Consider the following 22,226-nt stretch of genomic DNA (forward strand, 5'->3'; position numbering starts at 1 on the left):
GGTCGCGGCGGGTGCGCGCCCCCCGCCACCAGCTGGGGCTGGTCAGCCGACGGCGTCTCGGGCCGCGACGAAGGCGTCGACGCAGGCGCGCACGTCGGCCTCGGAGTGCGCGGCCGAGAGCTGGACCCGGATGCGCGCCTTGCCTCGCGGGACGACCGGGAAGCTGAAGGCGATGACGTAGACGCCGTTGCCGAGCATGTGGTCGGCGATCTGCGCGGCCTGGCGTGCGCCGTCCTCACCGGGGAACATGACCGGTCGGATGGGGTGCGTGCCCGGGAGCAGCTGGAAGCCGGCCTCGGTCATGAGCGAGTGGAAGAGCGCCGTGTTGGCCTTGAGCGTCTCGCGCTTCTCCGCCGAGCTCTCGACGAGCTCGAGGGCGGCCATCGAGCCGGCGACGACGGACGGGGCCACGGAGTTGCTGAAGAGGTAGGGGCGCGAGCGCTGGCGCAGCAGGTCGACGATCTCCTGGTGCGAGCTCACGTAGCCGCCGGAGGCCCCGCCGAGCGCCTTGCCGAGCGTGCCCGTGATGATGTCGACGCGGTCCATGACGCCGAAGAGCTCTGGCGTGCCGCGTCCGCCGTCACCGACGAAGCCGACCGCGTGCGAGTCGTCGACGAAGACGAGGGCGCCGAACTCGTCGGCCAGGTCGCAGATCTCGTCGAGCGGGGCGTAGGACCCGTCCATCGAGAAGACGCCGTCGGTGACGACGACCTTGCGCTCGGCGCCGGCTGCGACGGCCGCCTCGAGCTGGGCCCGCAGGTCGCTCATGTCGGCGTTCTTGTAGCGGTAGCGCATCGCCTTGGACAGACGCACGCCGTCGATGATCGAGGCGTGGTTGAGCTCGTCGCTGATGATCGCGTCCTCGGCGCCGAAGAGCACCTCGAAGACGCCGCCGTTCGCGTCGAAGCACGACGAGTAGAGGATCGTCGCCTCCGTGCCGAGGAACTCGCTGATCTTGTGCTCGAGGGAGGTGTGCAGCGTCTGGGTGCCGCAGATGAAGCGCACCGACGCCATGCCGAAGCCCCACTCGTCGAGCGCCCGCTTCGAGGCCGCGACGACGTCGGGGTCGTTCGCCAGTCCGAGGTAGTTGTTGGCGCAGAAGTTGAGCGCCTCCGCCTTGAGCGTCGTGACGTGCGCGGACTGCGGTGACGTCAGCTCCCGCTCGTTCTTGTAGAGGCCGGCGTCCTTGATCTCCTGCAGCGTCGCGGCGATCTCGTCCTTGACTGAGCCGTACATCGGTGTCCTTCGCGGGTCGGTGGGGCGGGTGGCGCCACCCAAGCGTATGCCCGGCCATGTTCGCGGAACCGCTGACGTCCTGCGTGACGGCGGAGGACGCTGGAAGGACGCCCGCGTCCGCGGGTGACAGGAAGGAATGAGGTCATGACGACACAACAGGGAAGCCTCGCACTGCTCGAGGACGCAGTGGCGCAGCGGCTGCTGCGGTCCCCGTTGCCCGCGCGCCTCGCGTACTCGTGGACCGACGGGTCACCACGGGTGGTGCCCATCGGGTTCCACTGGAACGGGACGGAGCTCGTCTTCGGGACGCCGCCCGATGCGCCCAAGATGAAGGCCATCCGGGACGGTGACCGAGTGGCCGTGTCCATCGACACGGACGAGATGCCCTACAAGGTGCTGCAGATCCGCGGACGGGTGCGCACCGACACGGTTGAGGGGATCGCCCCCGAGTACGAGAAGATGGCGATCCGCATGCTCGGCGAGGAGCAAGGACGCGCGTGGCTCACCAACCTCGGGGCCATCACCACCCGCATGAGCCGCGTCTTCGTCACGCCCGAGTGGGTCGCGATCCTCGACTTCGAGACCCGTTTCCCGAGTGCGATCGAGCGGGCCATGGAGACTGCGGCGAGCGCCTGACGGAGCTCGCCGAAGTGCCTGCCGGATGACGCGACCCGGCGTAGCGTGGAGGCACCATTCCTCGGGGGATCGACGATCCAGCGAGGCGATCACATGCCAGAGTTCATGGACGTGCACACCAACATGCCCGGTGTGACGTCGGAAGCACTGATGGAGGCCCACCAGGCCGACCTCGACATCCAGGACGACGAGGGCGTCGTGTTCAAGCACGCCTGGGCCGACCCCACGAGCGGCCATGTGTTCTGCCTGTCCGAGGGACCGAGCGCCGACGCCGTGAGGCGCATCCACGAGCGGACCGGTCACCCCGCGGACGAGATCCACGAGATCACGGTGACGGCCTGAGCAGGTAGACCCCGACGACCAGCCCCAGACGTTCCTCCTGAACCGGCGGTATCAGCAGCCCCGCGGGAGAACACTGGATCCCAGGGGCCGTCGCGCCCACTGCGCGGCCCGGGTCGAAGGAGTCCACCATGTCCAAGCGCGCGCTGCTCATCGGGGTCAACGAGTACGCGATCCCGGGGGCGAACCTCCGCGGCTGCGTCAACGACGTCCACAACGTCGCCGGTGCGCTGACCGACCTCTACGGCTTCGCGGAGTCCGACATCACGATGCTCCTCGACGCAGCTGCGACGAAGTCCGCGATGACGCGTGCCATCGCCGACCTCGTCGACTCGGCGCAGCCGGGCGACGTGCTCTATCTCCACTACTCGGGTCACGGCTCCAACGTCCCCGACACGAACGGCGACGAGACCACCGACGACCGAGACGAGATCCTCTGCCCGCACGACCTCGACTGGAACGACCCCCTGACCGACGACTGGCTGCGCACGACGTTCGACCGGCTCGACCCCGGGGCCTCGCTCACCGTCGTCATGGACTGCTGCCACTCCGGCAGCAACACCCGCGAGCCGGTGCTCCTCGGGGGTCCTCCGCCGGAGGTCGTGGCGCGATTCCTGCCCAACCCCGACGACGAGACCCGCGGCGGCGGCTTCACGGGCACGCCGCGACGCGTCCGTCGCCGGCGCCGCAACGAGGACGTCCACGTCGTCGAGATCCCCGAGACCCTCGTGAGCGGCTGTCGCGACAACCAGACGTCGGCCGACGCCCACATCGACGGCGACTACAGCGGCGCCCTCACCTACTTCCTCGTCCGGGCCATGCGGGAGGACCCGACGGCGACCTACCGGGCCCTCCACGCCTGGACCCTCGCCGGCCTCCGGGGCAGCTACGACCAGGTGCCACAGCTCGAGGGCCGCGCCCCACGCCTCGACGAGACCTTCCTGTCCGGGGCGGGCTGAGCCGTGTCGACCCTCGTCGGCGCCACGCCCCCGGCCGACCCCGAGCCGTATGCCGTCCCGACCGTCGAGCAGGCACGCGTGGTCCCCGAGCAGCCGCTGCCCGACCCGCCGAGCGCGGACGAGCCCGAGCACCCGCCGCAGCAGGACGTGGAGCAGGACGTGGAGCAAGACATGGAGCAGGACGCGGACCAGGACGCGGACGTCGACCCCTCCCGGCCACTGACCCGCGTCCGCATCTCGCACGGGGACCTGCGTTTCGCCCGCCACCACGTCCTCGTCGGGCACTACCCGGGCAGCACCCTCGTCGGCGGCGAGGGCGCCCTCGACGAGCTGCTCGACGGGCGGCTCTCCCGCGCCGCGGTGCTCGGCATCTACCCCGGTCCGATCGAGACCTGCCAGGTGTTCACCGACCCCGACGAGTGGACCCGCCCGCCCGGTGCGGTCGTGGCCGGGCTCGGCCCCATCGGCGGCCTGAGCGCCGCGTCGCTGGCGCGCGCGACCGCCCACGCGGTACTGACCTCGGCCCTCGGCCACGTGACGGCCGGGGCGTCGGCGACGAGCACCGAGGTGCGCCAGCTGCGCCTCTCGAGCCTGCTCATCGGCACGGGTCAGGGTGGGCTGCCGGTGCGCGACAGCGTGCAGGCCCTGCTCACCGGGGTGCAGCGCGCCAACGACAGGCTGGCCGACACCGACCTCGGCGTGCACATCGCCGAGCTCGAGATCATCGAGCTCTGGCAGGACCGTGCGCTCCAGGCGGTCGAGGCCCTCGGCTCGTCGCTGACGAGCGGCGAGCTCGCCGACTCCTTCACCGCCGACCTGCGGCTCGAGGAGCGGCCGGGCCGCCAGCGCCGGCTGCTCTTCCAGGAGCCCACCGGCTGGTGGCAGCAGGTGCGGGTGCGCAGCGAGCCCGACGGAGGCCTGTCGTTCGAGGCGTCGATGCGACGGGCGGGCACGCCGACGCGCACCGTCCCGACACAGCGGGCCCTCGTCGACCGGCTCGTCGAGTCGCTCGTCGACTCCCCGTCGCCCGACCCGTCGGCGGCCCGGACGCTCTTCGAGCTGCTCTTCCCCAACGACCTCAAGGCGCAGGCGCCCGACACGGACAACCTCGTGCTGCTCGTCGACCGCGGCTCGGCGCACTACCCGTGGGAACTGCTCGACGACCACGGCACCGAGGAGGACCGCGAGCCGCTCGGTGTGCGCCGCGGGCTCGTGCGCCAGCTCGAGGGCTCCTCGATGCGCAGCCACGTGCTCTCTGCGACGAGCAGCCGCGCCCTGGTCGTCGGCGACACCGCGAGTGGCCTGAGCGCGCTCCCCGCCGCCCAGCGTGAGGCCCGCGGGGTCGCGGATGCCCTGCGCCAGAGCGGTTTCGACGCCGAGCCGCTCATCGCCGAGAGCGGCACCAAGGTCATCCAGGCCCTCTTCGCGACGTCCTACCGCGTCGTCCACCTCGCCGGCCACGGCGTCTTCGAGTGGCCGCTCGGCGACGGGACCGACGCCACGGTCACCGGCATGGTGCTCGGCAACGGCATGTACCTCACGGCCGGCGAGGTTGGCCAGATGCGGCAGGTCCCCGAGCTCGTCGTCGTCAACTGCTGCCACCTCGGGTCGATGGGCCCGAGCAGTCCCGTCGGCCCGGCCGTCCCGGGCGCTCCCGGGATCCCGACCGAGCGTGCGGGCAACTACCACCGGCTCGCCGCGAGCTTCGCGACCGAGCTCATCGACATCGGCGTGCGGGCCGTCGTCGCCTGCGGCTGGGCCGTCGACGACGCCGCCGCGTCGACCTTCGCGGCGACGCTCTACGACCGGCTGCTGTCCGGCCTGACCTTCGGCGAGGCGATCGCCGCGGCTCGCTGGCAGACGTGGAACGACCACCCGGCCGTCAACACGTGGGGCGCCTACCAGTGCTACGGCGACCCGGACTACCGGCTGGCACCGGACGCGGTCGTCCACCGGGCGACGACGGCGCGCCGGGCACCCGCGAGCGCCGAGCAGGCCAGGGTCGAGATCGAGAACCTCGGCCAGTCGGTGGACGTCAGCCGCAACACCCGCTTCGGGCTGGACCGGCTGCACGAGCTCTACGAGGCGCTCTCCCCCGAGGACCGCGAGGACGACGCGCTCCAGGTGCTCATCGCCCGGACGTACAACAAGTTCGGCGACTTCGCGCACGCGACGCAGTACTTCGAGCAGACCCTCGAACGGGGCGGGACCGCCCTGACGGTGCGCGACTTCGAGGTCTGGATCGACCAGGTCGTCCGGGCCGCGGCGACGAGCGACGACGACGTCGACGACGCGGTCGCGACGATCGAGTCGGCCATCGACCGGCTCCGCACCCTCCTCGACAACCCCGCCTCGCTCGTGCTCGGTGCGCACGCACCGGACCGCGCCGCCTTCCTGCCGGGCAAGCCCCACGAGCCGTCCGGCGGCGTCGGCATCGACCGGCTGTGGCGGGTCGCGAGCGCCTACAAGCGGCTCGCCCTCGTCACGTGTCCCGACCGCCCAGGCTCGGGCCGTGGGGGCGACTGGTCACGCACGCACGACGCACTCGCGAAGACGTCCGAGTGGTATGCCGCGGCGCGGGCCGCCTCGGGGGCGACCGACCGGCGTCGCCACGGCGCCCTCGCCAACTGGCTCGCGGCCGAGCTCGCCCTGCGGTGGCGACCGGTCGAGGGGCGTACGGGGCTCGACCGGGCCGAGGCCCGACGGCTCATCGACGAGTGCCTCGGTGCCGCGCGCGAGGAGGCCTACCTCGCCCCGACCTTCTGGACCGTCGCGGTCTACGCGGATCTGCTCGTCCTCGACGCGTTGTGGAGCCCCCGGGCCACGGACGACGAGGCCCGGGCAGCCCTCGACCTCTACCGGCGCGCGAGCGACCTCGGCAGCGAGGAGCAGCTGCGCCAGGTCCGCGACCAGGTCGACTTCCTCATCGTCATGGCCGGCACCGAGGCGCAGCGCCGGGTCGAGTTCCTCCAGACCCTGCGCGACGGGCTCGTGGCGCTCGACCCACCCCCGCGGGACCCGGCGGGCACGGTCACCGCCTGACGGCATACCTCGTGTACGTCGTGCCGCCGGCGAAGCGGCGGAGCTCGAGCAGCTCGAGGTCGAGGCGTATGCCGTCCGGCAGGGTCGGCGTGCCGCCGCCCACGACGACGGGCACCGTGAGCAGGCGCAGCTCGTCGACGATGCCGGCGCGCAGGGCCTGGGCCGCGAGGGTGGGACCGCCGATGCTGACGTCGCGGTCGGCCGAGGCGACGAACGCCGCGACGGCCACGGGGTCGAAGTGGCGCTCGAGCCGCGTCCGCGGGCCCGACACCCCTGCGAGGGTGCGCGAGTGCACCACCTTGTCGGCGGCCTGCCAGATGCGGGCATAGTCGCGCTCGACGGCGTCGTCGGAGTCGCCGGGCTCGTCGGTGGGCTCGTCGGTGCGCTCGTCGGTGGGCTCAGTCGGCACGGTCTGCCAGTAGACCATCACGTCGTGGAGGCGGCGTCCGCAGAGGTAGGTGCCGACGTCGCGCTCGAGGTCGTTGACGAAGGCATGCACCTCGCGGTCGGGCGCGGCCCACTCGAAGCCGCCACCGGCGTCGTTCACGTAGCCGTCGAGCGAGGCGAAGGTCGTGTAGATGAGGCGCGCCATGTGTCGACTCTGTCACTCGTCCATGCTCAGGGCACCTCGTTCGAGTGGGTCCGGCGCCTGCCGGAGGTCTAGCATTACCGGGGTTTGCGCCCGGTCACCCCGGGCCGATCCCCCTCCATCCCCCACCCTCAGGGAACGCTCTCGTGCTCCGACGCCTCACCCTCGCCTGCGCCACGGCCACCCTCACCCTCCCCCTCGCCGCGTGCGGCGGCAGCTCCCCCGCCTCGTCCCCCGAGGCCGCCGCGCACCCCGACTGGGCCGTCGTCGCCGAGCTCGTCTGCCCGTCGAGCGGTGACACGCAGGGGTCGCTGGCCGAGCACAAGATCACGTGCGCCGGCCCCCAGGGCACGCCGCTCGAGGCGGCCTTCTACGACCAGACCGTCGAGCTCGACCGGCGGGTCAGCACGTTCGAGTGCAGGGACGGCGTGAAGTCGGTGGCCGGCAAGAACTGGATGGTCCCCACCGTCACGGACGAGAAGGTCGTGGCCAAGCTCCTCGACGCCGGCGGCATCAACCTCTGCTGAGCCCGTCCACCCCGCACCTCAGGGCAACGGAGGAGCCGCGTCCCGGCGTGCGAAGGGACCGAACCACGTCAGCACCGTGTTGACGACGACGACCACGGCGACGACGACGGCCCACGCGAGCGGCAGGACCGCGAAGGCTGCGACAGCAGCACCCCCGAGCACGACCACCTTGGTCAGGACGCCGAGCACGGGCACCTGCACGACGGCCCGCGGCGCCGCGAAGAGTCCCCAGAGGATGACGGCGACCGTCGGTACGAGGACCCCGCCGAGCACGTGGGCTGCGGTGGTGGTCCCGAGCGTGGATCCCCAGGCCGCCAGCAGGACGACGGCAAGGATCTCGACGCCGAAGGCGACGACGTCGTTCGCGTTGACACCGGCGACGGAGCGCGCGGTCACGGGGGCGGCTCGTCGAGGAAGGCGTGGGTGAGGTCGGCGAGCTCGCGCGCCGACTCGGTGTTGACGAGCGCACCCGCGCCGTCGATGACCTGCAGCCGCGCGGTCGGCAGGTGCCGCGACAGCTCCTGCGCGGCGGCGATCCCGGCCTTGTCCCTCGACCCGGCGACGAGGAGCACGGGCGCCGTGACCGCGCGCAGCGACTCGGTCCCGTCGAAGCCCCTGAGCGCGTCGAGCACGGCGAGCATCCGCGGGCGCGAGACCCCCGCGTCGACGAGCCTGCTCTCCGGCACGAGCCGCATCGCGAGGCGCTGCATCCGCAGCGCCCCCTTCCCGGGCCGCACGAGCGCGCCGCCGAGGACGAGACGCCCGACGAGCCCGGGCCGCTCGACGGCGAGGCGCAGCGCGACGCTCGCGCCCACCGACACCCCGACGAGGTCGGCCCGGCGCACGCCCTGCAGCTCGAGCTCGTCCGCGACACCCGACGCCGCGTCCCCGAGGTCGAAGCCGACGGGGTCCTTGGGCTTGAGGCCCTTCATCCAGGGCGCCGTCATCGGGCGGCCCGCGCCGTAGGCCGACACGAAGTCCTGCCACGCGATCGGCGACTGGCCGAGGCCGTGCAGGAGGACGAGCGGGCGAGGAGCCACGTCAGCTCCAGTCGAGGACGACCTTGCCGCACTGGCCGGACCGGGCGGTCTCGAAGGCCTCCTCCCACTGCTCGGCGGGGAAGCGGTGCGTGATGACCTGGGCGACGGCAGTCCGGAAGCGCTCGGACGTCGCGATCATCTGCGACATGGCGTACCAGGTGTCGTACATCTCGCGGCCGTAGATGCCCTTGAGCGTGATCATGTGGGTGATGACCTTGCCCCAGTCGAGCTCGTAGGACTGGTGCGGCAGGCCGAGGAGGGCGATGCGCCCGCCGTGGTTCATGTTGGCGATCATGTCGGTGACGGCCGGGGCGGCACCCGACATCTCGAGGCCGATGTCGAAGCCCTCCTTCATGCCGAGGTGGGCCTGCGCGTCGGCGAGGCTCTCGCGCGTCACGTTGATCGTCAGGTCGGCGCCGGCGTGCTCGGCGAGCGCGAGGCGGTAGTCGCTCGCGTCGGTGACGACGACGTAGCGGGCGCCGGCGTGTCGCGCGATCGCGGCGGCCATGACGCCGATGGGGCCGGCGCCGGTGATGACGACGTCCTCGCCGACCATCGGCCACTGCAGGGCCGTGTGGGTCGCGTTGCCGAGCGGGTCGAAGACGGCGCCGAGGTCGGGGTCGAGGTCGGCGGGCTGGATCCAGGCGTTGCTCGCCGGGATGACGACGTAGTCGGCGAAGGCGCCGTCGCGGTTGACGCCGATGCCCTCGGTGCGGATGCAGAGGTGGCGGCGGCCGGCGCGGCAGTTGCGGCAGCGGCCGCACACGATGTGGCCCTCGCCCGACGCGCGGTCGCCGACGGAGATGCCCGTGACGTCCTCGCCGATCTCGACGACCTCGCCGTAGAACTCGTGCCCGATGACGAGCGGCGGCTTGACGGTGGACTGCGCCCAGTCGTCCCAGCCCGCGAGGTGCAGGTCGGTGCCGCAGAGGCCGGCCCGCAGGACGCGGATCTTGACGTCGGCGGGCCCGCACTCGGGCTCGGGACGGTCGACGAGCGAGAGGCCGGGGCCTGCGGTCAGCTTGGTGAGTGCGCGCACGGGGAGAGTCTGCCACTGCCGATAATGGGAGCGTGTCCCCCTCCGCCGAGATCCCCGACGAGAGCGCCGCCCCGAGTCCTCGGGTGGCCGCCGCCGTCGCGCGGCTGCGGTCGGTGGGTGAGCGCGTCACCCCGGCGAGGTATGCCGTCCTGCGCGTCGTCGACGCCGCCGACCTCGCCGACGAGCACCTCACGGCCGAGCTGATCGGTACGCGGGTCGCCGACGTCGAGCCGGGCATCCACCGGGCCACCGTCTATCGCACGCTGACCTCGCTCGTCGGGACCGGCGTGCTCTCGCACGTGCACCTCGGCGGGACGGCGACCGTCTACCACCTGGCCGAGCAGGAGCCGGAACACCGGCACGACCACCGGCACGACCCCGGGCACGCCCACGTCCAGTGCCACGTCTGCGGGCGTGTGCTCGACGTGGCACCGGACGTGTTCGACGAGGTGGCCGCGCGGCTGCGCGCCGACCTCGGCTTCACCCTCGACACCGGACACGCGGCGCTGCTCGGCACCTGTCGCGACTGCCGGACCCCCTGACCTCGGACCCCGGGACCCGGACCGTCGAAAGGCCACGTTCTGTGGCCTTTCGACGGTGGAGGGGCCGGGTCAGACGGCCCGGACGTCGAGGAGGTAGCCCTGGGCCGGGCCCATGATGGGGACCGGCAGGCCGACCGTGGTCAGCACCGACCCGGGGACGACGACGCCGTCCTCGGCGAGGGCCGGCCCCCACCAGCCCGGCGGGGTGTTCTGCACGACGGCGGGCAGGCCGGCCTCGGGACGGACGCGGACGGCGTACGACCGGTTCGGGTCGAGCCCCGGCAGGGGCAGGGCTCCCGTCGCGGCGTCGCGACCGGTCACGAGACGGGCGACGGTGTAGGCCGCGCGGCTGCGGTCGGCGTCGACGGTACCCGTGACGATCACCGTGCCGTCGGGGCTCTCGGAGCGCACGAGGTCACCGGTGTGGAGCAGCGGCCGCAGCTCGCGCGCGAGCGCCGTCCACCCCGTCAGGGCCTCGAGCTCCTCGTCGGAGCACTCCGTGACGTCCCACTCGAGTCCCGGGTGCCCCTGCAGCGCCATGAGCATGCGGAAGCCGAGGTCGAGCGTGCGGTGCGTCGTGTGGGCCGTGGCCGGCCCGATGTGCGTGCCCATGAGCTCGGCCGGCACGAGCAGGCTCGTCCACCGCTGGATGTTCGCTCGCTCGAGCGCGTCGTTGCAGTCGCTCGTCCAGATGCGGTCGGTGCGGTCGAGCACCGCGAGGTCGACGCGCGCACCGCCACTGCTGCACGACTCGATCTCGAGCTGCGGGTGACGCTCCCGGAGGTCGTCGAGCAGGCGGTAGAAGGCGAGCGTGTGCGCGTGCACGGCGGGAGCGTCGACGAGGCGCCCGGTCGGGCCGTCGACGGTGTGCACGGCCTCGAGCAGGTCGCGGTTGTGGTCCCACTTGATGTAGTCGATGCCGATGTCGTCGACGAGCCCGCTGATCCGCTCGAGCAGCTGCTCGCGCGCGGCGTCGACGGTCAGGTCGAGCAGCTGCTGCCAGCGCCACTCGCGCGGGGAGCCCGCGGCCGGCCGCAGCACCCACTCCGGGTGCTCGCGCACGAGGTCGCTGTCCTCGTTGACCATCTCGGGCTCGAACCACAGCCCGAACTCGAGGCCGAGGCCCTTGACGTGGTCGACGAGGGGGCCCATGCCCTGGGGCCACACGTCGGTCGAGACGACCCAGTCGCCGAGGCCGGCGCGGTCGTGGCGGCGCCCGCCGAACCAGCCGTCGTCGAGGACGAAGCGCTCGACGCCGATGCGGGATGCCGTGTCCGCCAAGGCTTTCAGGTGCTCGAGGTCGGTCTCGAAGTAGACGGCCTCCCACGTGTTGAGCACGACGGGACGCGGACGCGACGGGTGGCCGGCACGGGCACGGAGGCTCCGGTGGAGGCGGCGCGAGAGGCCGTCGAGCCCCTCGGTCGAGTGGACGAAGACGACCGTCGGGGCGGCATACGACTCGCCCGGGGCGAGGCGCACCTCGCCGGGGGCGAGCAGCTCGCCGCCGCCGATGACGGCGTGGTGGCGCCCGGCGCCCTCGGGGAGCGCCTCGACGAGGTGCTCGTGGTTGCCGCTCCACGCGGTGTGCACGGCCCAGACCTCGCCGTCGCGCCACCCGAAGCCGGCGGTGCCGGCCATCATGAGCAGCGTCGCGTCGTGGCCCGTGCGACCGCGGCGGCTCGCCCGCAGGTGGGTGCCGTGGTCGAGCCGGCTGCGCTGGGGCGAGCGCTCGCGGCACCAGCGACCGGTGAGGTCGAGCACCTCGTCCGCGCGCACGGGCAGCGGCAGGATCGCGCGCAGCGCCGACACGTCGAGGGGGGCGGCATCCGCACCCGTGTTGGTGACCGACGCGTCCACGCGGAGCACGCCGTGCTCGTCGAGGGCGTGCCGCAGCTCGAGGCGTATGCCGTCCGCCGAGCTCGCGCGCGTCACGACCGCACCGTCCGCGACCTCGGACGTCACGTCGGTCCAGCGCACGGCGCCCGCGGACCCGGCGCGGTGGCCGGCCCAGCCGGGCGTGCCCGACCAGCCGTCGGCCTCGCCGGGCAGCACGGTGAGCGGCCACGGGACGTCGAGGGCGCTGTGGCCGACGGGCGCCACCGTGAGCGCCGGAAGGGCGGCATACGTGCTCGCCCCGCCCTCGAGCGCGGGACCCCAGTGGACCACCTCGGGCAGCCCCGAGCCGCCGGGGCGCGGCTCGAGCACGAGCGCGGTCCCGGCGGACTCCAGGTGGACGGTGGACTGGGCGGACTGGTCGGTCAGGTCGGTCACGTCATCCCTTGGTCGCGCCGAGCGTCAGGCCGGCGACGAAGTGTCGTTGGAGCACGAAGAAGATCACGAGGGTCGGGATCGCGACGATCATCGACCCGGCTGCCACGAGGTTGTTGTCCGTGAAGAACTGGCCCCGCAGGTTGTTGAGCGAGCTCGTCACCGGGAACTTGTCGCCCTGCTGGAGCAGCACCGTGGCCCAGAAGAACTCGTTGTAGATCCACGTCGTCTGGAGCACCGCGAGCGCGGCCAGGGCCGGCCGGCAGAGCGGCAGCGTGATCTGGAAGAACTGCCGCGTCACGCTCGCACCGTCGATGACGGCCGACTCGTAGAGCTCCTTCGGCAGCGCCTTCATGTAGTTGCTGAGCACGAAGGCGCAGAAGCCGATCTGGAAGGCCATGTTGACGAGGATGAGGCCGACGAAGCTGTTGAGCAGGGTGCCCGAGTCGCTGATCCACAGGGGCACCTCGATGGCGCGGAACATCCGGTAGACCGGGATGAGCAGCGCCTGGGGCGGCAGGAGGTTGGCTGCGAGGAAGAAGCCGAGCAGCGCGAGGTTGAACGTGAACGAGAAGCGCGCCACGACGAACGCCACGCAGCACGACAGGAACAGCGTGAGGATGACCGCCGGGATCGTGATGATCGCCGAGTTCATGAAGTGCAGGCCGAAGTCGGCCTGCTGCCACGCGTTCGTGTAGTTGTCGAGCGTGAACCCGCCCCACGAGACGTAGCCGTTCTTCGCCGTGAAGGCGTAGTCGCGGAAGGAGTTGACGAGCGCGAGGAGCAGCGGGAAGAGCCAGATGAGCGAGATCAGCGTGAGCATGACCGGCAGCAGCCAGCGCCGGCCGGACTGCGGTCCCCCCTCGTGCGGCTTGAGCAGCGCCTGGCTGCGCTCCTTCACCGGGTCGGCGGCGAGGGACATGTCAGTCCTCCTTCATGGCGATGCGCAGGTAGATGAAGACGAGCACGCTCGAGATGAGCAGCATGATCGTCGCGAGCGCCGACCCGAAGCCGATGCGGCTCGCCTCGCCGACGACGTTCTGGGTCACGAGGGTCGAGATCAGCTCGAGCCCGTTGCGGCCCTTGTTGATGACCCACACGAGGTCGAAGGCACGCAGCGACTCGATGAAGGTGACGACGAGGACGATGATGTTGATCGGCCGCATCACCGGGAAGACGACCTTGAAGAACGTCTGCGACTCGCTGGCACCGTCGATCTTGGCCGCCTCGCGCAGCGACGGGTCGACACCCTTGAGGCCGGCCAGGTAGAGCAGCATGATGTAGCCCGCGTGGCGCCAGCTCGCGGCCACGAGCGCGGCCCACAGGTTGACGTTCGGGTCGCCGTACCAGTCGGTCGTGCCACCCGTGATGGCGTTGATCAGACCCTGGTCGCGCGAGTAGATCAGCTGCCAGATGAAGCCGATGAGGGCCAGGGACAGCACGACCGGCAGGTAGATGCTCGTCTGGTAGAACCGCGTGCCCGCCACGCCCCGGTCGACGAGCACGGCGAAGAGCATGCCGAGCGGGGTCGCGACGAGGAACATCACGGCGAGCCAGATCAGGTTGTGCTGGATGGCCGGCCAGAACGGCGGGTAGATCGTCGCGATGTCCCGGTAGTTCTGCAGCCCCACCGACTTGATGCCGGAGAGCGGCCCGATCCCGTCCCAGTTCGTGAAGGAGAGCAGGACCGAGCCGATCGCCGGCAGCCAGACGAGCCACAGGACGATGAGGGTCGGCACGACGACCATGAGCGACACGACGACCTTGTCGCGTGTCGACAGCTGGTCGATACCTCTGTACTTGCGCTTGCTCGCCATGGCGGCTCGCCTCCCCTCAGGAACCGAAGATGCTCTTCTTCTGGGCCTCGATGCTGGTGAGGAGACCGTCGATGTCCTTCGGGTTCTTGATGAAGCTCTGGATCGCCGGGATCATCACCGTCGACGCGAAGTCGGGGCGGGTGTCGCGGTCCATGAACTGCGCGATCGACTTGGCCGACTTCACGTACTCCAGCGACTTCTTCTGCAGGGCCGTGTAGCCGCTCGTGTCGGCCGTCTGGTTGGTGGCGATGACGCTCGGGTCGGCCTTGAGGGCGAGCAGCTGCGCCTCGGGCTGGGAGATGTACTGGAGCAGCTTCTTGGCACCGCCCTCGTTCTTCGGCTTGGCGCTCATCATGTAGCCGTCGATCGGGGCCTCGATGGCGTCGGTGCCGATCGTCGAGTCGATCTCCGGGAAGGTGAAGAAGTCGAGGTCGTCCTGCTCGGCGCCCTTGGTGAACTGCTGGGCGAGGAAGGAGCCGAGGACGTACATGCCGGACTTCTTCTGCTGGAGCGACTGCGCGGCCTCCTGCCACGTGCGACCGAGGGAGTCGGCCTGGTGGAGGGGGAGGATGCCGGCCCAGGTGTCGAAGACCTTCTTGACCTTCGGGTCGGTCCAGGACTCCTTGCCGGCCATGAGGCTGACGTGGAAGTCGTAGCCGTTGACGCGCAGGTTGATCTGGTCGAACGTGCCCATGGCGGGCCAGCCGTCCTTGTCGCCGAAGGCGATCGGGGCCAGGCCGTCCTTCTTCATCTGGGCGCCGAGGGCGTTGAGGTCGTCGAGGGTCTTGGGGACCTCGTAGCCCTTCTCCTGGAAGAGGCTCTTGCGGTAGAAGACCGCCCACGGGTAGTTGGTGATCGGCACGAAGTACTGCTTGCCGTCGGCGGCGGTCGAGGCCTTCTTGAGGGCGTCGGACATGCCGGTGATGTTCTTCCACACGTCGGAGATGTCGCCGACGAGGCCCTTCTCCGCGAAGAACTGCATGCGGTAGCCGGCGAACCACGTGAAGACGTCGTCGGGCGAGCCCTGCAGGTAGTTGTTGATGTTCTCCTGGAAGGAGTTGTGGTCGACGGTGTTGATCTTGACCGTCGTGCCGGGGTTCGCCTTGGCGAAGGCGTCCATGTAGGACTGGACGGCGGCCTTCGGCACGGCGTCCGACTGGTTGGAGCCGACGGTGACGGTGCCGGTGACGGCCCCCGTCGGGACGCCGGTGCTGCCGGTGCTGCCCGAGCTGCACGCGGCGAGGCCGCCCGCTCCGAGCAGGGTGCCGACGCCGAGGGCGCCGCGCAGCAGGGTCCGACGGTCGACGCCGCGGACGGAGGGGGGAACCATGCGGGCCAGGTACTCGGCCTCGCTCGAGGGGCGGGTCATTGCGGTCTCCTTTGACGCTGTGCCGGGTTCGTTGTCGACAGGAGGCGACAGAGTCGAACATCTGCCACCAGAAACCTTCAACAACAAACAGAGGATGTCGGCGCCCGGTGGCTCTGTCAAGGGATTCGTCCAGACCCATGGCCGGCTGCGACCGAACCGAGACCTTCTTGCGGCCCTGACCTCGGCTTTTACACCGTTGTAAAGGGATTCGCCGCCGCATGACGCCCTCGTCGGGCGGCCCGGGGAGCCGCCGCGTCCGGCGTCCCACCCGTCGAGACCACCGGACGACATCCGGACACGGACACGTCCGATGTGTTTGAAAATGTTGACATCGCGGCGAGCGAAGCGACACCCTGTGTCCCATGCGCTCATGGCCGACGAAGACCCTGGCACTCGGTGGCGACTACAACCCCGAGCAGTGGCCCCGCCCCGTCTGGGACGAGGACATCGAGCTGATGCGGCGCGCCAACGTGTCGTTCGTCAGCCTCGGGATCTTCTCGTGGAGCTGGCTCGAGCCGGCCAAGGGCGAGTACGAGTTCGAGTGGCTCGACACGATCCTGGACAAGCTGCACGCCGGCGGCATCGCCGTCGACCTCGCGACCGCGACCGCGACCCCGCCGCCGTGGCTCTCGGCCGCGCACCCGGAGATCCTCCCGGTCGACGTCGACGGCCACACACTCTGGCCGGGGAGCCGGCAGACCTGGTGCCCGACGTCGCCCGTCTTCCGCGAGTACGCCGTCGCGCTCACCCGGCAGCTGGCGACGCGCTACCACGAGCACCCCGCGGTGGCGATGTGGCACGTCTCCAACGAGTACGCCTGCCACAACCTGCCCTGCTACTGCGACGAGTGCGCGCGCCACTTCCGCACCTGGCTCCAGCGGCGCTACGCCGGCCTCGAGGCGCTCAACGACGCGTGGGGCACGGCCTTCTGGAGCCAGCGCTACACCGACTGGGACCAGATCCTGCCGCCGCGCCGGTCGACGACGTTCAACAACCCGACGCACGTGCTCGACTACAAGCGCTTCAGCTCGGACGCACTCCTCGACCACATGCGCGCCGAACGCGCCGTGCTCGACGAGCTCTCGCCGGGCGTCCCCGTGACGACGAACTTCATGACGCTCGACCACTTCCGCCACCTCGACTACTCCCAGTGGACCCCGACGGTCGACGTCGTCAGCACCGACCACTACATCGTCGACGCGCTCGAGCACCCGCGCGCCGAGCTCGCCTACAGCGGCGACCTCACGCGCGGCCTCGCGGGCGGCGCGCCGTGGATGCTCATGGAGCACTCGACGAGCGCGGTCAACTGGCAGCCGACCAACCACGCCAAGGACTTCGGCCAGACGATCCGTGACGCCCTGGCCCACGTGGCCCGCGGCGCGGACACCATCGGCTGGTTCCAGTGGCGCCAGTCGCGGGCCGGCTCGGAGAAGTTCCACAGCGCCCTCGTGCCGCACGCCGGCCCCGACAGTGCCCGCTTCCGCGAGGTCGAGGAGCTCGGCCGCATCGCGGGTCGTCTCGGGGAGCTCGTCGGCAGCCGCGTCGAGTCGCGGGTCGCGATCCTCCACGACTACCAGGCGATCTGGGCTGCGGAGGGCCCGTGCATGCCGAGCTCCGAGCTCGACGCGCTGACCGCCGCGCAGGCGATCCACCGGGCGCTGCACGACCGCGGGGTCACGGCGGACGTCGTGCACCCGTCGGCCGACCTCACGGCATACGCCCTCGTCGTCGTTCCCCAGCTCTACCTCGTCACCGACGAGCACGCGGCAGCCGTCGCCGCGGCGGCCGAGGCCGGCGCGCAGGTGCTCGTCACGTACTTCTCGGGCATCAGCGACGAGAACGACCACGTGCGCCTCGGCGGCTACCCGGGCGCCTTCCGCGACCTGCTCGGCGTGCGCGTCGAGGAGTTCTTCCCGCTCGGCCCCGAGGAGACGGTCGCGCTCGCCGACGGCACGGGCACGTGGTGGAGCGAGGACGTGACCGCCCTCGCCGGCACCGACGTGCTGACGACGTATGCCGCCGGGCCCCTCACCGGCCGACCCGCGGTCACGCGGCGGGCGGGCACGGGCAGCGCGGGATCCGCCTGGTACGTCAGCACGCTCCCCGACGACGCCACCCTCGGCGCCCTCCTCGACGACGTCCTGTCCGCAGCCGGCGTCGAGCCGACCGTGGCAGGCCTGCCCCGCGGCGTCGAGACGACCCGCCGCAGCGACGGCGACACCTCGTGGCTCTTCCTGCTCAACCACACCGACGCCGAGCACACCATCGCCGCAACTGGGTACGACCTCGTCGCGGACGCCCCTGTCGACGGCAGCGTCCACCTCGCCCCCGGTGGCGTGGCCGTGCTCAGGGAGGACTGACGATGCTCGCCAGCCAGCGGCGCTCCGTCATCCTCGAGCTCGTCGAGGAGTCCGGGGCCGTCAAGGTGTCGGACCTCGTCGAGAGACTCGGCGTCTCCGACATGACGATCCGCCGTGACATCGAGCGCCTCTCGACCGACGGGCTGCTCGAGCGCGTGCACGGCGGCGCCCTGGCGCTCGGTGGCACCCGGAGCAGCGAGGAGCCGGGCTTCTCGGCGAAGTCGCTGCTCCAGCTCGCCCAGAAGCAGGCCATCGCCCGGGCCGCTGCGCAGCGCGTCGAGGTCGGCAGCGCCATCGGCATCTCCGCCGGCACGACGACCTACGAGCTGGCGCGCGCCGTCAAGGACATCCCGCAGCTGACCGTCGTCACCAACTCGGTCCCCGTCGCGCAGCTGCTCCACGAGTCGGGTGCACCCGGCCAGACGGTCGTGCTGACCGGCGGCGTGCGCACCCCGTCCGACGCCCTCGTCGGCCCGGTCGCCGTGTCGGCCCTGCGCGCCCTCCACGTCGACCTGCTCTTCCTCGGCGCCCACGGCGTCGACGGCCGCACCGGGCTCACGACGCCCAACCTCGTGGAGTCCGAGACGAACCGCGCGCTCGTCGCGTCGGCGCGTCACGTGTGCCTCCTCGCCGACTCGTCGAAGTGGGGCACGGTGGGTCTCAGCACCTTCGCCGACCTCGCCGACGTCGACCTGTTCGTCACCGACGACGCCTTCCCCGAGCGGGCCCGCGAGGCCGCGCGCGAGAGCGTCGGCTCCCTCGAGATCGTGGAGGCCTGATGCCCACCGACAGCCGGACCGCTGCGCGTTTCACGACGAGACACCTCGCCGACGGGCGCGAGATCATCTACGTCGACGAGCCCGGCACGGCCGAGCGCACGGCGGAGGACCCGAGGCCCGTCGAGCCGCGGGTGGAGTCGGGCGAGCTGCGCCACGACGCCCTCGTCGACGACTGGGTCGCCGTCGCCGCCCACCGCCAGCACCGCACCTTCATGCCGCCCAAGGACGAGTGCCCGCTGTGCCCGGCCGGCCACGGCTCGGTGCCGTCGGAGATCCCCGAGAGCGACTACCAGGTCGTCGTCTTCGAGAACCGCTTCCCGTCGTATGCCGTCACCTCCGTCGGTGCCGACGCCCCCGACCCGAGCGGGATCTTCGGCACCCGTCCGGCCGTCGGCCGCTGCGAGGTCGTGTGCTTCACGAGCAACCACGAGTCGTCCTTCAAGGACCTGCCCGTCGACCGGGTGCGCACCGTCATCGACACGTGGGCCCAGCGCACCGAGGCCCTCGGAGCCCTGCCCGAGGTCGAGCACGTCTTCGCCTTCGAGAACCGCGGCCGCGAGATCGGCGTGACGCTCCCGCACCCGCACGGCCAGATCTACGCCTACCCCTACCTGCCCGACCGCACCAAGGCCCTGCTCGAGGCGGCCCGCCGCCACCACGAGCGCACCGGCCGGCTCCTGGGCGCCGACATCCTCGCCGCCGAGCGGGCCGACGGCTCCAGGGTGGTCGTGTCGGGGACGCACTGGACGGCATACGTCCCCTTCGCGGCGCGCTGGCCGGTCGAGGTGCACCTCGCCCCGCACCGCGACGTGCCCGACCTCGTCGCCCTCGACGACGACGAGCGCGACGAGCTGGCCGTCGTCTACCGCGACCTGCTCGGGCGCCTCGACCGCTACTACGTCGACGCGGACGGGTCGCCCGTCAAGCTGCCCTACATCGCGGCGTGGCAGCAGGCCCCGGCCAAGACCGGGCGCCACGTCTCGCGGCTGCACCTGCAGCTCATGTCGGTCCTGCGCGGCCCCGGCCGCCTCAAGTTCCTCGCCGGGTCCGAGTCGGGTGTCGGCGGCTGGGTCAACGACGTGGCCCCGGAGAGGGCTGCCGCCCGCCTGCGCGAGGTCGCCCCGTGAGCGAGCGCACCCGCGACGAGGTCGTCGCCTCGGTGTCTGACGTCTTCGCGCGCACCTTCGGCAGCGCCCCGACGGGCGTGTGGTCGGCGCCCGGGAGGGTCAACCTCATCGGCGAGCACACCGACTACAACGGTGGTCTGTGCCTCCCGATCGCCCTGCCGCAGCGGACGTATGCCGCCGTGTCCCGACGCGACGACGGCGTCCTCCGGATGGTGTCGGCCCAGCAGGACGGCGTCGTCGAGGTCGCCCTCGACGACATCTCCCCCGAGCAGCCCGGCGGCTGGGGCTCCTACGTCGCGGGCGTCCTCTGGGCCCTGCGCCGCGACGGCCTGCCCGTCGACGGGCTCGACGTCGTCGTCGACTCCACCGTGCCGTTCGGTGCCGGCCTCTCGAGCTCGGCCGCCCTCGAGTGCGCCCTGGCCGCGGCCGCGAGCGACCTCTTCGACCTCGACCTGCTCGCCTCGACCGAGGGACGGGCCCGGCTGGCCGCGCGCTGCGTCGAGGCCGAGAACGAGATCGCCGGCGCACCCACCGGCGGCATGGACCAGTCGGCCTCGCTGCTCTGCGACGACGCCGCAGCCCTGCTGCTCGACTGCCGGTCCGGTGAGACGCGGCAGGTGCCCTTCGACCTCGACGCCTCGGGCTACGTCCTGCTCGTCACGGACACCAGGGCCGAGCACGCGCTCGTCGACGGGCAGTACGCCGCCCGACGCGACGCGTGCGAGGCCGCAGCGCGCGACCTCGGCGTCGAGACGCTCCGCGAGATCGGTCCGGCCGGGCTCGACGACGCGCTCGGTCGGCTCGGCTCCGACGAGGTACGACGCCGCGTGCGCCACGTCGTCACCGAGATCGAGCGCGTGACGCTCGCGGTCACGGCTCTCGAGGCGGGCGACCTCGACGAGGTCGGCCGCCTCTTCGACCTCTCGCACGCCTCGCTGCGCGACGACTACGAGGTGTCGTGCGAGGAGCTCGACGTCGCGACGGCAAATGCCCGCTCGCACGGCGCCCTGGGCGCGCGGATGACCGGCGGCGGTTTCGGCGGCTCGTGCATCGCGATCGTCCGAGCCGCGGACGCCGATGCCGTGGCCGCGGCGATCGCGGTCGCCTTCGAGGCCGAGGGGTTCACGCCCCCCGTGTCGTTCACGGTGACCGCGTCGGGTCCCGCCGACCGCGACCGCTGAGGCCGCGCACTCACTAGGGTGCGTCCATGACCTCGGCGACGCCGCCCGCCCCCAGCCCGACCCTGCCGGCCGCCGTGCGTCGGGGCTACGGCCTCGGGTCGGTCGCCACGGGGTCCTTCGGCACGGTGCCCGGTCTGCTCCTGCTGCCCTACCTCACCGACCGGCTCGGTGTGCCGGCTGCCGCTGCCGGCGTCATCGTCTTCGCGCCCAAGGCGTGGGACGTCGTGCTCAACCCGGTCGCCGGGCGCATCAGCGACCGGTCGACGCACCCGGACGGGCGGCGGCGGCCGTTCCTCATCCGCGCCGGTCTGCTCCTCGCGGCGGCCTTCGCCCTCCTCTTCCTCGGACCGACCGCGCCGCAGTGGCTCGCGGCCGGCTGGGTGGCCGTGGTCTACCTCGCCTGCGCGACGGCATACAGCTTCTTCCAGGTGCCCTACGTCGCGATGCCGGCCGAGATCACCGATGACTACGACGAGCGCACCCGGCTCATGACGTGGCGGGTCGCGATCCTCGCCCTCGCGATCCTCGTCAGTGGTGGGGCGTCGCCGGCCATCCGGGACGCCTTCGGGCCCGTCTGGGGCTACCGCGTCGTCGGCTTCTTCGTCGCCACCCTCATCGCCCTCGGGGCCTACGGCGCGTGGCGGGGCACCCGGGCGGCTCCGGTCCGCACGGGCGTGGCGACGAGTGCCACCTTCGGTGACCAGCTGCGGATCATCCGCTCCGACAGGCCGTTCCGTCTCCTGCTGACCACCTTCGTGCTTCAGGCACTCGCGACGGGCGCGATGCTCGCGGGCGTCGACTACGTCGCCCGCTGGATCATCGGGACGCCGCTGTCGGCGACGCTGCTCTTCGTCTGCTTCGTCGCCCCGGCGCTCGTCGTGACCCCTCTGTGGCAGCGCTTCGGGACGGCCCGGGACAAGAAGGTCGGCTACGTCGTCGCCTCGCTCCTGCTCGGTGGCGGCGCGCTCGTCCTCGTCCTGCTGCGCTCGCTGCCCGAGGGCGTCGTCTACGCGTGCGTGGCCGTCGTCGGCGTGGGCTACGCGGGCGCCCAGATGTTCCCGCTCGCGATGCTCGCCGACGTGGCGAGCCGCACCGACGAGGCGCGCACGCGCGTCGGCCTCTACACCGGCGTGTGGACTGCGGGAGAGACGTTGGGCCTCGCCCTCGGACCGGCCGCGTATGCCGTGGTGCTGGCTCTCGGTGGCTACGTGTCCTCGACGGGATCGACCGTGCCGCAGTCGGACTCGGCCCTGACCGCGATCGCCCTGGGCTTCTCCCTCGTGCCGGCCGCCCTCGTCGCGCTCTCGTTCCTCTCGCTGCGCGCCTTCCCGCTCTCCCCGCCCCCTGCGTCGACTGCCCGAAGGAGCTGCTGAGGT

Annotated in this window: 20 protein-coding genes; 11 read left to right on the top strand and 9 right to left on the bottom strand. The window is 71.8% G+C overall.

What is annotated here, in order from left to right; translation table 11 throughout:
• Positions 1-42: 42 nt before the first annotated feature.
• Complete coding sequence (locus ACSSS0_RS08220) at positions 43-1,236, bottom strand: glycine C-acetyltransferase (RefSeq protein WP_487230725.1); 1,194 nt, start codon at positions 1,234-1,236, stop codon at positions 43-45.
• 144 nt (positions 1,237-1,380) lie between these two features.
• Between ACSSS0_RS08220 and ACSSS0_RS08225 the strand changes: the two genes are divergently transcribed.
• From ACSSS0_RS08225 to ACSSS0_RS08240, 4 genes are all read left to right on the top strand, one after another.
• Positions 1,381-1,872, top strand: coding sequence for a pyridoxamine 5'-phosphate oxidase family protein (locus tag ACSSS0_RS08225; protein ID WP_487230726.1), 492 nt, complete (start codon positions 1,381-1,383; stop codon positions 1,870-1,872).
• Positions 1,873-1,965: 93 nt separating this feature from the next.
• Positions 1,966-2,214 (top strand): SCO4226 family nickel-binding protein, encoded by a 249-nt coding sequence (locus tag ACSSS0_RS08230; RefSeq protein ID WP_056772372.1) that lies wholly within the window; start codon positions 1,966-1,968, stop codon positions 2,212-2,214.
• Between the two features lie 128 nt (positions 2,215-2,342).
• Positions 2,343-3,170, top strand: coding sequence for a caspase family protein (locus tag ACSSS0_RS08235; protein WP_487230727.1), 828 nt, complete (start codon positions 2,343-2,345; stop codon positions 3,168-3,170).
• A 3-nt stretch (positions 3,171-3,173) separates the two neighbouring features.
• Positions 3,174-6,212: a CHAT domain-containing protein gene (locus tag ACSSS0_RS08240; protein WP_487230728.1), complete on the top strand. Its 3,039-nt coding sequence runs from the start codon at positions 3,174-3,176 to the stop codon at positions 6,210-6,212.
• On the opposite strand, the gene ACSSS0_RS08245 is transcribed toward ACSSS0_RS08240, so the two are convergent.
• Positions 6,202-6,804 (bottom strand): dihydrofolate reductase family protein, encoded by a 603-nt coding sequence (locus tag ACSSS0_RS08245; protein ID WP_487230729.1) that lies wholly within the window; start codon positions 6,802-6,804, stop codon positions 6,202-6,204. The two genes, ACSSS0_RS08240 and ACSSS0_RS08245, sit on opposite strands and share 11 nt — an antisense overlap.
• A gap of 143 nt (positions 6,805-6,947) precedes the next feature.
• On the opposite strand from ACSSS0_RS08245, the gene ACSSS0_RS08250 reads away from it, so the two are divergent.
• A complete protein-coding gene (locus ACSSS0_RS08250; RefSeq protein ID WP_487230730.1) occupies positions 6,948-7,328 on the top strand; it encodes a hypothetical protein in 381 nt (126 codons plus the stop codon).
• A gap of 18 nt (positions 7,329-7,346) precedes the next feature.
• Here ACSSS0_RS08250 and ACSSS0_RS08255 read toward each other — a convergent pair whose 3' ends face one another.
• From ACSSS0_RS08255 to tdh, 3 genes are read right to left on the bottom strand one after another with little or no spacing between them, the layout of a single operon-like run.
• The gene (locus ACSSS0_RS08255) at positions 7,347-7,724 is read right to left on the bottom strand and encodes a DUF2568 domain-containing protein (protein WP_487230731.1); all 378 of its coding nucleotides are present in this window, start codon (positions 7,722-7,724) and stop codon (positions 7,347-7,349) included.
• Complete coding sequence (locus ACSSS0_RS08260) at positions 7,721-8,368, bottom strand: alpha/beta fold hydrolase (RefSeq protein WP_487230732.1); 648 nt, start codon at positions 8,366-8,368, stop codon at positions 7,721-7,723. The genes ACSSS0_RS08255 and ACSSS0_RS08260 overlap by 4 nt, the downstream gene beginning before the upstream one ends.
• Position 8,369: 1 nt before the next feature.
• Entirely contained in the window at positions 8,370-9,407 is a 1,038-nt protein-coding gene (gene tdh / locus ACSSS0_RS08265; protein WP_487230733.1) for an L-threonine 3-dehydrogenase, read from the bottom strand.
• Between the two features lie 32 nt (positions 9,408-9,439).
• On the opposite strand from tdh, the gene ACSSS0_RS08270 reads away from it, so the two are divergent.
• A complete protein-coding gene (locus tag ACSSS0_RS08270) occupies positions 9,440-9,949 on the top strand; it encodes a Fur family transcriptional regulator (RefSeq protein WP_487230734.1) in 510 nt (169 codons plus the stop codon).
• Between the two features lie 69 nt (positions 9,950-10,018).
• On the opposite strand, the gene ACSSS0_RS08275 is transcribed toward ACSSS0_RS08270, so the two are convergent.
• From ACSSS0_RS08275 to ACSSS0_RS08290, 4 genes are read right to left on the bottom strand one after another with little or no spacing between them, the layout of a single operon-like run.
• On the bottom strand, positions 10,019-12,220 hold the full coding sequence (locus ACSSS0_RS08275) for an alpha-galactosidase (protein ID WP_487230735.1): 2,202 nt from the start codon (positions 12,218-12,220) through the stop codon (positions 10,019-10,021).
• Between the two features lies 1 nt (position 12,221).
• Positions 12,222-13,139: a carbohydrate ABC transporter permease gene (locus ACSSS0_RS08280; protein ID WP_487230736.1), complete on the bottom strand. Its 918-nt coding sequence runs from the start codon at positions 13,137-13,139 to the stop codon at positions 12,222-12,224.
• Position 13,140: 1 nt separating this feature from the next.
• Positions 13,141-14,034 carry a carbohydrate ABC transporter permease gene (locus tag ACSSS0_RS08285; protein WP_435984480.1) on the bottom strand — a complete coding sequence of 298 codons (894 nt, stop codon included), beginning with the start codon at positions 14,032-14,034 and terminating at the stop codon, positions 13,141-13,143.
• Between the two features lie 16 nt (positions 14,035-14,050).
• On the bottom strand, positions 14,051-15,403 hold the full coding sequence (locus ACSSS0_RS08290) for an ABC transporter substrate-binding protein (protein WP_435984479.1): 1,353 nt from the start codon (positions 15,401-15,403) through the stop codon (positions 14,051-14,053).
• Positions 15,404-15,765: 362 nt separating this feature from the next.
• Between ACSSS0_RS08290 and ACSSS0_RS08295 the strand changes: the two genes are divergently transcribed.
• Genes ACSSS0_RS08295 through ACSSS0_RS08315 form a run of 5 tightly spaced genes read left to right on the top strand, consistent with a single transcriptional unit; the run spans position 15,766 to position 22,223 of the window.
• Positions 15,766-17,763, top strand: coding sequence for a beta-galactosidase (locus ACSSS0_RS08295; RefSeq protein ID WP_487230737.1), 1,998 nt, complete (start codon positions 15,766-15,768; stop codon positions 17,761-17,763).
• Between the two features lie 2 nt (positions 17,764-17,765).
• Positions 17,766-18,542, top strand: a complete 777-nt coding sequence (locus ACSSS0_RS08300) for a DeoR/GlpR family DNA-binding transcription regulator (RefSeq protein ID WP_435984477.1) — start codon at positions 17,766-17,768, stop codon at positions 18,540-18,542.
• Complete coding sequence (gene galT, locus ACSSS0_RS08305; RefSeq protein WP_487230738.1) at positions 18,542-19,669, top strand: galactose-1-phosphate uridylyltransferase; 1,128 nt, start codon at positions 18,542-18,544, stop codon at positions 19,667-19,669. The genes ACSSS0_RS08300 and galT overlap by 1 nt, the downstream gene beginning before the upstream one ends.
• A complete protein-coding gene (galK, locus tag ACSSS0_RS08310; RefSeq protein WP_487230739.1) occupies positions 19,666-20,850 on the top strand; it encodes a galactokinase in 1,185 nt (394 codons plus the stop codon). The genes galT and galK overlap by 4 nt, the downstream gene beginning before the upstream one ends.
• A gap of 26 nt (positions 20,851-20,876) precedes the next feature.
• Positions 20,877-22,223, top strand: coding sequence for an MFS transporter (locus tag ACSSS0_RS08315; protein WP_487230740.1), 1,347 nt, complete (start codon positions 20,877-20,879; stop codon positions 22,221-22,223).
• Positions 22,224-22,226 lie beyond the last annotated feature (3 nt).

It is taken from the genome of Terrabacter sp. R4-6 (genome assembly GCF_057529065.1).